Source organism: Citrobacter sp. Cpo065 (assembly GCF_030332805.1).
In the GTDB taxonomy this organism is placed as follows: Bacteria; Pseudomonadota; Gammaproteobacteria; order Enterobacterales; family Enterobacteriaceae; genus Citrobacter; species Citrobacter portucalensis.
In genome coordinates this window covers 60,255-75,929 of the sequence record NZ_JAOWHC010000031.1, presented here as the reverse complement: position 1 = coordinate 75,929, position 15,675 = coordinate 60,255, and the positions used below count along the sequence as shown (strand labels likewise).

15 protein-coding genes are annotated in these 15,675 nt (G+C 53.5%); 7 read left to right on the top strand and 8 right to left on the bottom strand.

From position 1 onward, the window contains the following. Nucleotides 1–9 precede the first annotated feature (9 nt). From glpK to fpr, 3 genes are all read left to right on the top strand, one after another. The gene (gene glpK, locus OGY68_RS11500) at nt 10–1,518 is read left to right on the top strand and encodes a glycerol kinase GlpK (protein ID WP_032945601.1); all 1,509 of its coding nucleotides are present in this window, start codon (nt 10–12) and stop codon (nt 1,516–1,518) included. A 134-nt stretch (nt 1,519–1,652) separates the two neighbouring features. Beyond that, on the top strand, nt 1,653–2,663 hold the full coding sequence (glpX, locus tag OGY68_RS11495) for a class II fructose-bisphosphatase (protein ID WP_057066675.1): 1,011 nt from the start codon (nt 1,653–1,655) through the stop codon (nt 2,661–2,663). A 95-nt stretch (nt 2,664–2,758) separates the two neighbouring features. Then, nucleotides 2,759–3,505 carry a ferredoxin--NADP(+) reductase gene (gene fpr / locus OGY68_RS11490; RefSeq protein ID WP_048227737.1) on the top strand — a complete coding sequence of 249 codons (747 nt, stop codon included), beginning with the start codon at nt 2,759–2,761 and terminating at the stop codon, nt 3,503–3,505. Between the two features lie 57 nt (nt 3,506–3,562). Here fpr and OGY68_RS11485 read toward each other — a convergent pair whose 3' ends face one another. Continuing rightward, nucleotides 3,563–3,991 (bottom strand): DUF805 domain-containing protein, encoded by a 429-nt coding sequence (locus OGY68_RS11485; RefSeq protein ID WP_008787028.1) that lies wholly within the window; start codon nt 3,989–3,991, stop codon nt 3,563–3,565. Between the two features lie 100 nt (nt 3,992–4,091). On the opposite strand from OGY68_RS11485, the gene OGY68_RS11480 reads away from it, so the two are divergent. Both OGY68_RS11480 and tpiA read left to right on the top strand, forming a co-directional pair. After that, nucleotides 4,092–4,694 carry a YiiQ family protein gene (locus OGY68_RS11480; protein ID WP_057066674.1) on the top strand — a complete coding sequence of 201 codons (603 nt, stop codon included), beginning with the start codon at nt 4,092–4,094 and terminating at the stop codon, nt 4,692–4,694. A 228-nt stretch (nt 4,695–4,922) separates the two neighbouring features. Further along, a complete protein-coding gene (gene tpiA / locus OGY68_RS11475; RefSeq protein WP_003028783.1) occupies nt 4,923–5,690 on the top strand; it encodes a triose-phosphate isomerase in 768 nt (255 codons plus the stop codon). 39 nt (nt 5,691–5,729) lie between these two features. Here the strand turns inward: tpiA and OGY68_RS11470 are convergent, their stop codons facing one another. The 7 genes from OGY68_RS11470 to cpxP form a co-directional block, all read right to left on the bottom strand. Then, on the bottom strand, nt 5,730–7,202 hold the full coding sequence (locus OGY68_RS11470; RefSeq protein WP_003825206.1) for a DASS family sodium-coupled anion symporter: 1,473 nt from the start codon (nt 7,200–7,202) through the stop codon (nt 5,730–5,732). Nucleotides 7,203–7,315: 113 nt separating this feature from the next. Next, on the bottom strand, nt 7,316–8,620 hold the full coding sequence (locus tag OGY68_RS11465; protein WP_057066673.1) for an SLC13 family permease: 1,305 nt from the start codon (nt 8,618–8,620) through the stop codon (nt 7,316–7,318). A 73-nt stretch (nt 8,621–8,693) separates the two neighbouring features. After that, entirely contained in the window at nt 8,694–9,443 is a 750-nt protein-coding gene (locus tag OGY68_RS11460; protein ID WP_020996109.1) for a CDP-diacylglycerol diphosphatase, read from the bottom strand. A 103-nt stretch (nt 9,444–9,546) separates the two neighbouring features. After that, entirely contained in the window at nt 9,547–10,536 is a 990-nt protein-coding gene (gene sbp / locus OGY68_RS11455; RefSeq protein ID WP_032945592.1) for a sulfate/thiosulfate ABC transporter substrate-binding protein Sbp, read from the bottom strand. Between the two features lie 200 nt (nt 10,537–10,736). Further along, entirely contained in the window at nt 10,737–11,699 is a 963-nt protein-coding gene (gene pfkA, locus OGY68_RS11450; RefSeq protein WP_003825214.1) for a 6-phosphofructokinase, read from the bottom strand. A 185-nt stretch (nt 11,700–11,884) separates the two neighbouring features. Continuing rightward, nucleotides 11,885–12,787, bottom strand: a complete 903-nt coding sequence (gene fieF, locus OGY68_RS11445) for a CDF family cation-efflux transporter FieF (protein WP_003825216.1) — start codon at nt 12,785–12,787, stop codon at nt 11,885–11,887. 147 nt (nt 12,788–12,934) lie between these two features. Further along, nucleotides 12,935–13,435, bottom strand: coding sequence for a cell-envelope stress modulator CpxP (gene cpxP / locus OGY68_RS11440; RefSeq protein WP_008787022.1), 501 nt, complete (start codon nt 13,433–13,435; stop codon nt 12,935–12,937). Nucleotides 13,436–13,585: 150 nt separating this feature from the next. On the opposite strand from cpxP, the gene cpxR reads away from it, so the two are divergent. After that, the gene (cpxR, locus tag OGY68_RS11435; protein ID WP_003028763.1) at nt 13,586–14,284 is read left to right on the top strand and encodes an envelope stress response regulator transcription factor CpxR; all 699 of its coding nucleotides are present in this window, start codon (nt 13,586–13,588) and stop codon (nt 14,282–14,284) included. After that, on the top strand, nt 14,281–15,654 hold the full coding sequence (gene cpxA, locus OGY68_RS11430; RefSeq protein ID WP_003028758.1) for an envelope stress sensor histidine kinase CpxA: 1,374 nt from the start codon (nt 14,281–14,283) through the stop codon (nt 15,652–15,654). The genes cpxR and cpxA overlap by 4 nt, the downstream gene beginning before the upstream one ends. Nucleotides 15,655–15,675: the final 21 nt, after the last annotated feature.

The following is a 15,675-nucleotide window of genomic DNA, read 5'->3' as shown; positions in this document are numbered from 1 at the left end:
CAAAAAATTATGACTGAAAAAAAATATATCGTTGCGCTCGACCAGGGCACCACCAGCTCCCGCGCGGTCGTAATGGACCACGATGCGAATATCGTTGCCGTTTCACAGCGCGAATTCGAGCAAATTTACCCGAAAGCAGGTTGGGTAGAACATGACCCGATGGAAATTTGGGCGACCCAAAGCTCCACGCTGGTAGAAGTTCTGGCGAAAGCCGATATCAGTTCCGATGAAATTGCAGCGATCGGTATTACCAACCAGCGTGAAACCACCATTGTCTGGGAACGCGAAACCGGTAAACCTATCTATAACGCGATTGTGTGGCAGTGTCGTCGTACCGCGGAAATCTGCGAAAAGCTCAAGCGCGACGGTATGGAAGAGTACATCCGTAATAATACAGGTCTGGTCATTGACCCGTACTTCTCCGGCACCAAAGTGAAGTGGATCCTCGACCACGTGGAAGGCTCACGTGAGCGCGCTCGTCGCGGCGAACTGCTGTTCGGTACCGTAGATACCTGGCTTATCTGGAAAATGACGCAGGGACGTGTACACGTCACGGATTACACCAACGCCTCACGTACCATGCTGTTCAACATCCACTCCCTGGACTGGGATGACACGATGCTGGATGCGCTGGATATTCCGCGTGCAATGCTGCCGGAAGTACGTCGTTCTTCTGAAGTGTACGGCCAGACCAACATCGGTGGTAAAGGCGGCATTCGTATTCCTATCTCCGGTATCGCTGGTGACCAGCAGGCGGCGCTGTTTGGCCAGCTGTGCGTGAAGGAAGGGATGGCGAAAAATACTTACGGTACCGGCTGCTTCATGCTGATGAACACCGGCGAGAAAGCCGTTAAGTCCGAAAACGGACTGCTGACCACCATCGCCTGCGGACCGACCGGGGAAGTGAACTACGCGCTGGAAGGTGCGGTATTTATGGCTGGCGCATCTATCCAGTGGCTGCGTGATGAAATGAAACTCATCAGCGATGCGTTCGACTCCGAATATTTCGCCACCAAAGTGAAAGACACCAACGGCGTGTACGTCGTTCCAGCATTTACTGGCCTGGGCGCACCATACTGGGACCCGTATGCTCGCGGCGCCATCTTTGGTCTGACCCGTGGGGTAAACTCCAACCACATCATCCGTGCCACGCTTGAGTCTATTGCATACCAGACCCGTGATGTTCTGGAAGCAATGCAGGCTGACTCCGGTATTCGCCTGCACGCCCTGCGCGTTGATGGCGGTGCGGTCGCCAATAACTTCCTGATGCAGTTCCAGTCCGACATTCTCGGCACGCGCGTTGAGCGCCCGGAAGTCCGCGAAGTCACCGCATTGGGTGCGGCATACCTGGCCGGTCTGGCAGTAGGCTTCTGGCAGAATCTGGATGAGCTGCAGGAAAAAGCGGTCATCGAGCGTGAATTCCGCCCAGGCATCGAAACCACCGAACGTAACTTCCGTTACAGCGGCTGGAAAAAAGCGGTCAAACGCGCCATGGCATGGGAAGATCACGACGAGTAATACGTCATAGCCGGATGGCAACTGTGCCTTATCCGGCAATATCTTCGTGCGGGGGCAACCCCGCACACACATCAATAATCTCGCCCCTCCCCTGTGCTACACTTCGCGCCATTCCTTTCAGCTACGAGTTTGCAATGAGACGAGAACTTGCCATTGAATTTTCACGCGTGACCGAAGCGGCCGCGCTGGCTGGCTATAAATGGCTGGGCCGCGGCGACAAAAATACCGCTGACGGCGCGGCGGTAAACGCCATGCGTATTATGCTCAACCAGGTCAACATTGACGGCACCATCGTGATTGGCGAGGGTGAGATCGATGAAGCACCGATGCTGTTTATCGGTGAGAAAGTCGGGACCGGTCTTGGTGATGCGGTCGACATCGCCGTCGATCCTATCGAAGGCACGCGTATGACGGCAATGGGTCAGGCAAACGCGCTGGCCGTACTGGCTGTTGGCGATAAAGGCTGCTTCCTGAACGCGCCAGACATGTACATGGAAAAGCTGATTGTCGGCCCAGGCGCAAAAGGGTCTATCGACCTGAACCTGCCGCTGGAAGCCAACCTGCATAACGTTGCCGCTGCACTCAATAAGCCGCTGAGTGAACTGACCGTCACCATTCTGGCCAAGCCACGCCATGATGAAACGATCGCCGAAATGCAAAAACTGGGCGTGCGCGTCTTTGCTATTCCAGACGGTGACGTTGCGGCCTCCATTCTGACCTGCATGCCAGACAGTGAAGTTGACGTGCTGTACGGCATTGGCGGCGCACCGGAAGGTGTCGTTTCTGCCGCCGTTATCCGCGCGCTGGACGGCGACATGCAGGGTCGTTTGCTGGCGCGTCATGACGTCAAAGGCGACAGCGAAGAGAACCGTCGCATTGGCGAACAGGAACTCGCTCGTTGCGCCGCCATGGGTATTGAAGCGGGCAAAGCGCTGCGTCTCGATGAAATGGCGCGTAGCGACAACGTCATTTTCTCTGCCACCGGCATCACCAAAGGCGATTTGCTGGAAGGGATTAGCCGCAAAGGTAATATCGCGACCACCGAAACGCTGCTGATCCGCGGTAAATCACGTACGATCCGTCGCATTCAGTCGATTCACTACCTCGATCGTAAAGATCCCGATGTGCAGGCGCACATCCTGTAATTGATTTGATCAATAGAGCCTTCCAGCCCATATGGGCTGGAAATCTTTCGTCCAACGAACGAAGATAAGGCAATCAAAGCAGACAGGAGAAAACCATGGCAGATTGGGTAACAGGCAAAGTCACGAAGGTACAGAACTGGACCGATGCCCTGTTTAGTTTGACCGTGCGAGCTCCGGTTCTTCCTTTCACTGCAGGTCAATTCACCAAGCTTGGCCTTGAGATCGAGGGCGAGCGCGTCCAGCGTGCTTATTCTTACGTCAATGCCCCTGATAACCCCGATTTAGAGTTTTATCTGGTGACGGTTCCCGACGGCAAACTCAGCCCTCGTCTGGCAGCACTGAAGCCTGGCGATGAAGTCCAGGTGGTGAGTGAAGCTGCTGGTTTCTTCGTGCTGGATGAAGTCCCCGATTGCGACACGCTGTGGATGCTGGCAACCGGCACGGCTATCGGCCCATACTTGTCGATTCTACAATTAGGCAACGACCTGGATCGCTTCAAAAATCTGGTGCTGGTCCACGCCGCGCGCTATGCCGCCGATTTGAGCTATCTGCCGTTGATGCAGGCGCTGGAAAAGCGCTACGAAGGTAAATTACGCATCCAGACGGTAGTCAGCCGTGAAACCGTGGCAGATTCGCTGACCGGGCGTGTACCGGCGCTAATTGAAAGCGGTGAACTGGAAAAAGCGGTCGGGCTGCCAATGGATAAAGAAACCTGTCATGTGATGCTGTGCGGAAACCCGCAGATGGTACGCGACACGCAGCAGTTGCTGAAGGACACCCGGCAGATGACCAAACACCTGCGCCGCCGACCAGGCCATATGACCGCAGAGCACTACTGGTAAGAACGTTTCAATGCCCGGTTAACACCCGGGCAATTTGCCGGATGGCGCTTATCCGGCCTACGAGTCAGCCCTGTACTTTACGTCCTGCGTATCCTTACCATATTTATTTGCGTCCTGGGTGCCGATGAACGCACCCAGATCGATAAGCATGCCGACCAGAATCAACGTTGGAACAAAGCGGCCTACCGCCCATTGCCAGACGCCGGGTAACATCGCCCAATTTCCGGCCAGCAGCATCCACGCCAGAATCATCAACAGCGCCCACGCTCCAGAACGCCCACGGTCATGCAGACGTTTTACCGTCACTGCCGCCGTTGGCCATAGCAGACATACCAGACAAAAAGCCGCGGTCTGAATATCGAGTAATTGTTTGCTCGCCAGCGAAAACAAAACCAGCATGCCGACGATCCATAGGCCAATCCAAATCCAGAAATCACGGCGCCCGATGCGCCCTTTAAATGAGAATAACCACTGCTGTATGGTCATGTAAGTTCCTTTATTATTACCTTCCAGAACAGTTTACCCTTTTGACAAGCTCGACGGTTACCGTTTTAATCGTGAGCAGTGAGAATGAAAGGTACGATTGATGAAGCACGGATTTACACTGTTTTTATTATTGTTTTCAGCCTTAACCGCCAGCCCTGCGGCATTGGCGGAAGCGCCATCGACGGCAACCACAGCCCCCTATTTACTGGCGGGCGCGCCGACCTTTGACCTGTCGATTAGCCAGTTTCGCGAAAACTTTAATACACAGAATCCGAAGCTTATCCTGAATGAGTTCCGCGCCATCGACAGCAGTCGCGATCGGGCAAATCTCACCCGCGCGGCCAGCAAAATCAATGAAAACCTGTATGCGTCTTCCGCCCTTGAGCGCGGTACCCTGAAAATCAAAAGCATGCAGATAACCTGGTTACCAATTCAGGGACCAGAGCAAAAGGCAGCTAAAGCGAAAGCGCTGGAATACATGACCGCCGTCATCCGCACCGTCGCACCGCTACTGACGAAGGAACAGAGCCAGAAAAAGCTACAAAAACTGCTCGCCGCAGGCAAAGGTAAGCACTATTACGCCGAAACAGAAGGCGCAATTCGCTATGTCGTGGCAGATAACGGTGAAAAGGGGCTGACCTTCGCTGTTGAACCGATTAAGCTGGCTCTATCTGAAAACCTCGAAGGGTCGAATCCCCCCTAAATTATTCACGTTTCAGGAAGGCGGCGACGCAACGAATCCCCAGGAGCTTACATCAGTAAGTGACTGGGGTGAGAGAGTACAGCCAACGCACCTGCAACGTGGAGAATGACGGGGAAATGACAAAAAGCAAAGCCTTTCGGGGGATGAATCTCTATACTGTTTCACAGACCATGCTGCCCTTACGGGCGGCCATATTCCTTAATTCGCTGACAAGCGTGGAGAAATGAAATGCGACATCCTTTAGTGATGGGTAACTGGAAACTGAACGGCAGCCGCCACATGGTAAACGAACTGGTTGCTAATCTGCGTAAAGAACTGGCTGGCGTTGCTGGCTGTGCAGTAGCGATTGCTCCGCCGGAAATGTATATCGACCTGGCGAAACACGCCGCTGCCGGTAGCCACATCATTCTGGGCGCGCAGAACGTTGACCTGAACCTGTCTGGCGCATTCACTGGTGAAACAAGTGCTGAAATGCTGAAAGACATCGGCGCACAGTACATCATTATCGGTCACTCTGAGCGTCGTACTTATCACAAAGAATCTGACGAGCTGATCGCTAAAAAATTCGCCGTGCTGAAAGAGCAGGGTCTGACTCCAGTTCTGTGCATCGGTGAAACCGAAGCAGAAAACGAAGCGGGCAAAACTGAAGAAGTTTGTGCACGTCAGATCGACGCGGTTCTGAAAACTCAGGGCGCGGCAGCATTCGAAGGCGTCGTTATCGCTTACGAACCAGTATGGGCTATCGGTACCGGTAAATCTGCAACTCCTGCTCAGGCTCAGGCTGTTCACAAATTTATTCGTGACCACATTGCTAAAGCTGACGCGAAAATCGCTGAGCAAGTAATCATCCAGTACGGCGGTTCTGTAAACGCGGCTAACGCGGCAGAACTGTTTGCTCAGCCGGACATCGACGGTGCGCTGGTTGGTGGTGCTTCTCTGAAAGCAGACGCCTTCGCCGTCATCGTTAAAGCAGCAGAAGCCGCTAAACAGGCTTAAGTTGTTAAGGCGGGAGGAGCACTCCTCCCGCTGTATTAACTACCAGTATCCCAACCAGTGCCACCAGAAGGCGCCGGTCACCCCCCAAATGGTCAGGTTGACCACACTCATCACCAGCCCCGTTTTCCACCACTCTGCCAGCGTGACATAGCCCGAACCAAAGATGATCGGCGCAGTACCCGTGCCATAGTGCGTGAGCGACATCATCAGGGAGGAGGAGAAACCGAGCATTAAACCAAGCAATGCTGGCGGCGCGCCGAGGCCTAATCCTGCGGCGAAAAACGCAGCGAACATAGCCGTAATATGCGCAGTAGTGCTGGCGAAAAAGTAGTGCGAGTAGACATAAAGCAGAATCAACAGCAGCGTTGCAACACTCCAGTGCACGCCAAGATGGTCGATTGCGCTACCAACGCTGGTTGCCAGCCATCCCACCAACCCCAGTTTGCTGAGAAAATCCGCCATCATCACCAGCGCGGCAAACCAGACTATCGTATCCCATGCCCCGCGGCATTTAAGAATGTCATCCCAGCTCAATACGCCCGCCATCAATAGAATCGACAAACCAATTAACGCGGCGCTAGTGGGGTTTACGCTCCAGGCACTGCCCATCAGCATCGCTGGAACACCCGCCCACAGGCAGAGCAGCAAAATGAACACTGCCAGGGTGATTTTTTCTGCCAGTGATAGTGGACCCAGCGCATCCAGTTTTTGCCGCGCGAACTGCGGCGCATTTGGCGTGCGCGTGATAGCTGGCGGATAGAGCCACCAGATTACAATCGGCATGACAACCAGTGATACCAGAGCGGGAAGAAGCGCCGCAATAGCCCACATTCCCCAGGTCATGTTCAGCACGCCATCCGTCCCCTTCGTCAAAAAGCTGACGATTAACGGGTTAGGTGCGGTCGCGGTGATGAACATTGCCGAGCTGATCGGGTTAATGTTGTAGTTCACCAGCGCGAGATAACGGCCCGTTGAGCCATTCTCGGCATGGCCTGGCTGCGAGCCGAGGCTCTCCGCAATCGCCCGCATTACCGGGTGGATAATGCCGCCGCCACGCGCGGTATTACTTGGCGTTACGGGTGCAATTAGCGTTTCCGCAAGGGTTAATGCCCACGCAATACCCAGCGTTCTTTTACCAAATAGCGCAATAAACCCGTAGCCAATACGCGCTCCCAGGCCAGTCTTTAACAGACTTTGCGACAGCATAATGGATAAACCAATCAGCCAGATTAACTGGTTCGAAAAGCCACTCAACGCATCGTTCAACGCCGCGGAGGGTTTGCCGGGGTTAGTAACGCCAGTCATAGCCACCAGCATAATCGCCACAATCGCAATTGCGCCAATGGGCATAGCTTTACCGATAATCGCAGCGATCGTACCAATAAACAGTGCCAGCAGGTGCCACGCTTGCGGGGTTACGTCAGGAGGACACGGGATAACAAACCAGATGGTCAGCGTAATCACGAGCGAGATGATGGCAGGCCAACAGCGGATGGGGGTCAAACTGTCCATGAATCAATCCTTGAGTTTCCAGTGCGCAAATCTGCGCTCGGGCATTAACCGATATTGCCGCACAGAATACAATTCACTCACTCACAAAACATAAAATTAACATTTTGATACATCTACAGTTTTCCTAACACCGTGAACCAGGCGTAATCCAGCGGCAGAAGAATCAAATACGTTGCCGCCGCCAGTGCGATACACAGCAGCATCCCCGCCCTTGCAGGTACTTTCCCGAGCGCCATCGCCACCACAATCGGCGAAGCCTGATACGGCAGCAGCGGTGTGGAATATCCCAATACCTGAATCATAATCACCGACAGCAGCGGAAACCCCGTCGCATCGGCAAAACTTTGTGCCAGCGTGGTATACAACGCCGGAACACCGTTCGCTGTCATAATAAAATTGAGCGCGGTGGTAATGCCTGTCAGCGCGAGAAAGCTGGTAAACGGCTTTTCCGCATCCAGCGGCATCACCTGTAACAGCGCTTCGCCAACAGCGCTACCAATACCGGTTTGCGTGACGGTGATCGCCAGCCCCAGAATACCCGCCACATAAATACAGGTACGAATATTTACCCCAGTGGAAAACTCATCGCCATTGATAAAACCAACCCGTGGTAGCAGTGTGATAACCGCCGCCGCCAGCCCGGTCCACGCAGGACCAATGCCGTGCCAGCTTTCGCTAACCCACAGCAGCAGCACCACGGCCAGCATCCAGGCCAGGCGTTTTTCATCCCGACTCATCGGCTCCAGCGGTGTGAGATCGCGCGGCGCATGGGGCTTACCAGGGAACAGCCAGCAGATAAGCACGATAAGCACCGCCCCCTTAAGCCAGCCCAGAACTGGCGTATGCAGCAGCAAATAGGGAAGATAATTGAGGTGGATGCCGTAAGAGCCTTCCGCCGCGCCGCTCATCACCAGATTCGGTACGTTAGCGGGTAAAATCGTCGCGGAAAGCTGGAACGTCCCAAACCCGACGGCCAGTGCCAGACCATACCAGGCGCGCGTGCCGTCGTTAATTCCAGTCCGTTTCGCCATCGCCGCGACGATCGGCATCAGCAGCGCAATGCGGCCCATGTTGGATGGCATTACAAATGCCAGCGCGTAACTCAGCAGCACTACGCTCGCCACCATTAACGGCCAGGAATCAGTCAACCTCGATGACAGCGCCCTCGCCGCCCTGTCCGCCAGCCCCGTTTTACGAATCGCAATACCCAATACAAAACCGCTAAACACCAGCCAGAATGCGGAGGACGCAAAGCCGCCAAAAATCACATCCGGTGGCGCGATTTTGGCCACCATCGCCACGGCAAAGAACAGCAGCGCCGTTATAAACTCCGGCAGCAGCGACGTAGCCCAGAGCAGAATGGTGATACCAACCACCAGAGAGGGGATAAACAGAGGGTGTGTAAGCCAGAGCGACATGCCTGTCTCCTGTTGTTTTTTTCAACAAGAATACGGGGACAGGCATGCGGAGTAAACGCCAGATTAGGTGGGGTTAACGCAGAATATCACATTGATGATCCTGAATTTCCTCAGCGGAGGCGAGATTCAGAGCCAGCAGATTGCGCTGAGTAGCCAGCAGGACAAAGGATTCGTCGCTCTGGCGCACCATCGCCAACGCATAGCTGCCCATATGCTCACGCGCATCCGGCACCTCTTCCGCCAGCATCATAAACGGGCTGCGTTGTGCCAGTTCATTTTCCGTGACGCGACGCGCCAGATATTCATGACCGCGCAGCCCACCTGGTAATGGTAGCCAGCGGGTGCTGATTTTCGCCAGGTTGTCATCCAGCTGCTTTCTGACATCGGTTCGCAGGCAGGAGATATGAATATGCAGGTGATTTTGCGTACGCCCGCTACGTGAGTTAATGGTCAGAGAGACTGCTTTGTCAGGGATTTCCTGGCCGTATTTTTGGCTCATAAAGCTACGCGCCTGCCAGGCCAGCCAGAAAAAGTTCGGCGTGCCTGATTTCAACAGCAGCGGACTTTCCGTACCGTTGATCCGCCAGGTAGGCATCAACAGATATTGCAGTGGGCCGTTACGGTCTTTGAACACCACATATCCGGCATCCGGCTTTACTTCAGCGCATGGGGCGGGGTCCTGCTGCTGCAACTGGTGCGGCAGGCATTGCTGAAGAACGATCTGGCGTAATGCGTCCGGGTTGCCGGTGAATTTCCAGTACCCGATACCTGCAGCGGCGGCGACCACAATCACCGCCAGTAAAAGATAGCCTGCTTTTTTCATTACGCGTTTCCAGTATCCCATTGAAGGGCAAGAGTAACGCAAAACCATGACAAATAAAAAACCCGGTCGCGCTTGGCCACCGGGTCGTAAATCACAGACTTATTTATCGTTTACTGATTTGGTCGAACGTACCGCCGTTAGAGAAGTGCTCTTTCTGCGCTTTCGTCCAGCCGCCAAACTCTTCGTCGATAGTGAACAGCTTCAGCTTCGGAAATGCGTTTTCGTATTTCTTCGCGACTTCTGCATCACGTGGACGGTAGAAGTTTTTCGCTGCTATCTCCTGACCTTCCGGCGAGTAGAGATACTTCAGGTAAGCTTCCGCTACCGCCTTGGTGTCTTTCTTTTCCACCACTTTATCAACCACGGATACGGTCGGCTCCGCGAGGATAGATTCACTCGGGGTCACTATCTCGAATTTATCTTTGCCCAGCTCGTTCGTTGCCAACAGCGCTTCGTTTTCCCAGGCAATCAGCACATCACCGATACCACGTTCAACGAAGGTATTGGTTGAGCCACGTGCGCCAGAATCGAGTACCTCAACGTTTTTATACAGGGCCTTCACAAAGTCTTGTGCCTTGGCCTGATCGTTGTTGTTGTGGTGCAGGGCATAGCCCCATGCCGCCAGATAGTTCCAGCGAGCTCCGCCGGAGCTTTTCGGGTTTGGCGTAATGACCGACACGCCCGGTTTGATTAAATCGTTCCAGTCATGAATTTGTTTGGGATTGCCTTTGCGGACCAGGAACACGATGGTGGAGGTGTAAGGCGCGGAGTTATCCGGCAGGCGTTTAATCCAGTTTTTATCGATACGGCCACGTTCAGCAATGGCATCCACGTCGTAAGCAAGTGCCAGCGTCACAACATCGGCTTCAATACCGTTGATGACGGAAGTCGCCTGTTTACCCGAACCGCCATGCGACTGGCGGATCACAACGTTGTCGCCCGTTTCCTGCTTCCAGTGCGCGCTGAAGGCCTTATTGTACTGCTCGTACAATTCACGCGTTGGATCGTACGATACGTTAAGTAACTGAATATCCTTTGCCAGAACGCTGGTCGATGCCAGCAATAATGTTAACCCTACGCCCCATTTGTTCATCGCCCAGCTCTCTTAGGTAGTGTTGTGATGAGCAAAGCGTGCCAGAAAGGCATCCAAACATTAAAGAATAAAAAAAGATTTGCTATAACTTGGGGGAATATATGGAGTCGAGTTTTTGCCGGATGGCGCTACGCTTATCAGGCCTACGATTTGCATCATGTAGGCCGGATAAGGCGCAAGCCGCCATCCGGCAATTGCAATTAGTACAGTTTTTTCGCGCAGTCCAGCCAGTCACCTTTGAACGGACGCTTCATGTTTTCGATAGCGTCGATGATGTCGTGGTGAACCAGCTGCTCGTTCTGAATACCTACGCAGCGACCGCCGTGACCTTCCAGCAGAAGTTCAATGGCATAGGCGCCCATACGGGATGCCAGGATACGGTCGTAAGGAACCGGGGAACCACCACGCTGGATGTGACCCAGTACGGTTGCACGCGTTTCACGACCCGTTTCTTTCTCAATGTAATGCGCCAGTTCGTCAACGTCACACATGTGTTCAGTGATCGCTACGATTGCGTGTTTTTTACCTTTCGCGATGCCCGCTTTGATTTCAGTAACCAAATCGTCACGGCTGAATTCCACTTCCGGAACCACCACGAACTCACAGCCACCGGCAATCGCTGCTGCCAGGGTCAGGTCACCACAGTAGCGGCCCATCACTTCAACGATGGAAATACGCTGGTGAGAAGAAGATGTATCACGCAGACGGTCAATCGCTTCGACAACGGTACCCAGCGCGGTGAAGTAACCGATGGTGTAGTCGGTACCTTTGATATCGTTATCGATAGTGCCCGGCAGACCGATGCATGGGAAGCCCATTTCGGTCAGGCGTTTTGCACCCATGTAAGAACCGTCACCCCCGATAACAACCAGGGCGTCGATGCCACGCTTCTTCAGGTTTTCGATCGCCACCGCACGTACGTTTTCATCACGGAATTCCGGGAAGCGAGCAGAACCGAGGAAAGTACCGCCACGGTTGATCATGTCGGACACGCTGTAGCGGTCAAGCTGGACCATACGGTCTTCATACAAACCCAGGTAGCCATCATGGATCCCCATGACTTCCAGCCCTTCCGTCAACGCTGCACGTACAACACCACGGATTGCTGCGTTCATGCCCGGCGCATCACCGCCGCTTGTCAACACACCGATTTTCTTAATCATGACTACCTCTGAACTTTGGAATGCAAAATGAAATCTGCTGCCGGAAGTCGATTCCGCATATCGAAACGATCCAACGAATATGCAGATAGTATAACAATCACTTCCTGCTGAATTGATTCAGGTCAGGCCAAATGGTGGTAATTTATACACAAAATGCTGGCCCGATTCACTTTTTTTACAACGAATTATGAAAGCTCAAACATCTTGCCTTCCTTGGGTACGACTGAACAGGGATCCTGATGAATGATGACATCCGATCCCGGGAAACGCCGTAAAATTGCCTGCTCAACCTGTTCAGCCACTAAATGCGCCTGAACGAGCGGCAGATTATCTTCCATTTCCAAATGAATCTGAATAAAGCGGGTCGGCCCTGACTGCCGCGTGCGAAGATCGTGAGCGCCGCTGACTCCAGGCCATGACGTCACGATATCAATAATTTCCTGACGTTCCTCATCGGGTAAAGCGCGATCCAGCAAAGATTGCACTGCCTCATACCCCATGCGTAATGCGCTATATAAAATATAGATGCCAATCCCGAGCGCAAACAAGGCATCTGCACGATGCCAGCCATACCATGCCAGCCCGAGCGCAATGAGAATCGCACCGTTCATCATAACATCAGACTGATAATGAAGCATATCTGCCCGAACGGCCTGACTTTGCGTACGCTTCACTACCCAGCGCTGAAACGAGACCAGAATGATTGTACACACTAACGCAATGATGGTGACAACCACCCCAACGCCCGGATCTTTCATCGGCGTGGGTTGGATGAGATGCTGAATCCCGGTCAGGAATAAAAACAGCGCCGAACCAGAAATAAACATGCTTTGCGCCAGCGCCGCCAGCGATTCCGCTTTTCCGTGTCCGAACGTATGCTCATCATCGGCCGGTTGCAGCGAATAGCGCACCACCAACAGGTTGGTTAACGACGCCGCGATGTCCACCAGAGAATCCACCAGTGCAGCCAGAATACTGACCGATCCGGTGTACCACCACGCGAAAATTTTGATCAAAAGTAACAGCGATGCCATCACGGTTGCCGCGATTGCCGCCCGGCTCACCAGCCGCCCATAGGTTTGATTCATAAACACTCCTGCCAGGATATGCCGCTAGTATAACGGATGAAGTAAAACAGTCAGGCAATAACCGAGGGACAAATTTTGGGCAAAAAAAAACCCCACATCATGTGGGGGAAGACAGGGATGGTGTCTATGGCAAGGAAAACAGGGTTACTACTGGGAACGTGAGTTGCTACTACTCAATAAATTCAACGATGAGCTTTTTTTCCAGTGCGCTACATCGCGCAGTTGCTCCATTCGTTGTTCATGTTTCTCATTTAAAACCGCTTGCTGCTCTGGCGTTAACAGGCGATACATCTGGTTGCGGATCCTGGCTATTTCAACCTGGCGGGCAACCTGTTCTTGCGCCATTCTTTCTGCCTGAGCGCGCACTGCGCTTTCATCAAATTTCTCTGCGGTGACAAGGCGATGCATTGTCTCCATTTCGCTAACATTAACAGGAGGCTGTTCGTGTCTTGCCTGCTGCATTAAATCTCGCATCTGTTGACGTTGATGTTCGGTTAAACTAATACCGTCAAACATGTGGCTCTGAACGCTGCGTTGCGATGAGCCTTCACCCAGGTGCCAGTGATCGCCTGTGACGACTTCAGCTGCATGGCTAAATGTACTGAGTGCCAGCGTTGAGGCCATGACGGCAGCGGTAACTTTGCCCATCACTTGCTCCCAAAATCTTTTCTGTCGCGATTCAACGAGAGACAGTTTACGATTCGGGCTGCAAACATGCGTCAGGGGGTGTAAAACAACGTAAAGTCATAGATTAGCGACGCCTGATGACGTAATTTCTGCCTCGGAGGTACGTAAACAATGAATAAAATCCTGTTAGTTGATGATGACCGAGAGCTGACTTCCCTGTTAAAGGAGTTGCTCGAAATGGAAGGTTTCGATGTGCTGGTTGCCTATGATGGGGAACAGGCGCTTGAGCTTCTGGATGACAGCATCGATTTACTTTTGCTCGACGTCATGATGCCGAAGAAAAACGGCATTGATACGCTGAAAGCACTTCGTCAGACACACCAGACACCTGTAATCATGCTGACCGCTCGCGGCAGCGAATTGGATCGCGTACTTGGCCTTGAGCTGGGCGCGGACGACTATTTACCTAAACCGTTTAACGACCGTGAACTGGTCGCGCGCATCCGCGCTATTCTGCGTCGCTCACACTGGAGCGAACAGCAGCAGAACAGCGATAACGGCTCGCCGACGCTGGAAGTAGATGCGTTAAGCCTTAATCCGGGTCGCCAGGAAGCCAGCTTTGACGGGCAAATTCTGGAGTTAACCGGCACCGAATTCACCCTGCTCTATTTGCTGGCTCAGCATCTCGGTCAGGTGGTTTCGCGTGAGCACCTGAGCCAGGAAGTGCTGGGCAAACGCCTGACGCCTTTCGATCGCGCGATCGACATGCATATCTCGAACCTGCGTCGTAAGCTGCCAGAGCGTAAAGACGGACACCCGTGGTTTAAAACCCTGCGTGGTCGCGGCTACCTGATGGTCTCCGCTTCATGATAGGGAGCTTAACCGCACGCATCTTTGCCATCTTCTGGTTGACGCTGGCACTGGTGTTGATGTTGGTACTGATGTTACCCAAGCTCGACTCACGCCAGATGACCGAGCTACTGGACAGCGAGCAGCGCCAGGGGTTAATGATTGAGCAACATGTTGAAGCTGAACTGGCGAACGATCCACCCAACGATTTGATGTGGTGGCGTCGCTTGTTTCGGGCGATAGACAAGTGGGCGCCGCCAGGACAGCGGTTATTACTTGTTACGACGGAAGGACGCGTGATCGGCGCAGAACGCAACGAAATGCAGATCATTCGTAACTTTATTGGTCAGGCCGATAACGCCGACCATCCGCAAAAGAAAAAATACGGTCGCGTTGAGATGGTCGGGCCTTTCTCCGTCAGAGACGGTGAAGATAACTACCAGTTGTATCTCATACGACCTGCCAGCAGCTCACAATCTGACTTTATCAACCTGCTGTTCGACCGACCGCTGTTGTTGCTGATCGTCACCATGTTAGTCAGCTCACCGCTATTGCTTTGGCTTGCCTGGAGTCTGGCGAAACCGGCGCGTAAGTTGAAAAACGCGGCGGATGAAGTAGCTCAGGGTAACCTGCGTCAGCATCCGGAGCTGGAAGCCGGTCCGCAGGAGTTCCTGGCGGCAGGCGCAAGCTTTAACCAGATGGTGACGGCGCTGGAACGGATGATGACCACACAGCAACGCCTGCTGTCGGACATCTCTCACGAGCTGAGAACACCGCTAACGCGTCTGCAACTGGGCACCGCTCTGCTGCGCCGTCGTAGCGGTGAGAGCAAAGAGCTGGAGCGCATTGAAACAGAAGCTCACCGACTGGACAGCATGATCAACGACCTGCTGGTGATGTCACGTAATCAGCAGAAAAACGCGCTGGTCAGCGAAACAGTGAAAGCTAATCAGCTTTGGGGTGAAGTGTTGGATAACGCCGCCTTTGAAGCTGAGCAGATGGGTAAATCACTCACGGTGAATTTCCCGCCGGGTCCGTGGCCGCTGTACGGTAACCCAAATGCGTTGGAAAGTGCGCTGGAAAACATTGTGCGCAATGCCCTGCGCTATTCACATACGAAGATTGAAGTTGGCTTCGCGGTGGATATCGACGGGATTACCATCACCGTGGACGACGATGGCCCAGGCGTTAGCCCTGAAGACAGAGAACAGATTTTCCGTCCGTTCTATCGTACCGATGAGGCGCGCGATCGCGAGTCTGGCGGAACAGGTCTGGGTCTGGCGATTGTTGAAACCGCAATTCAGCAGCATCGTGGCTGGGTAAAGGCCGAAGACAGCCCACTGGGTGGTTTACGGCTGGTGATTTGGTTGCCACTGTATAAACGCGCTTAACTGGCTTCCCCGGTACGACAT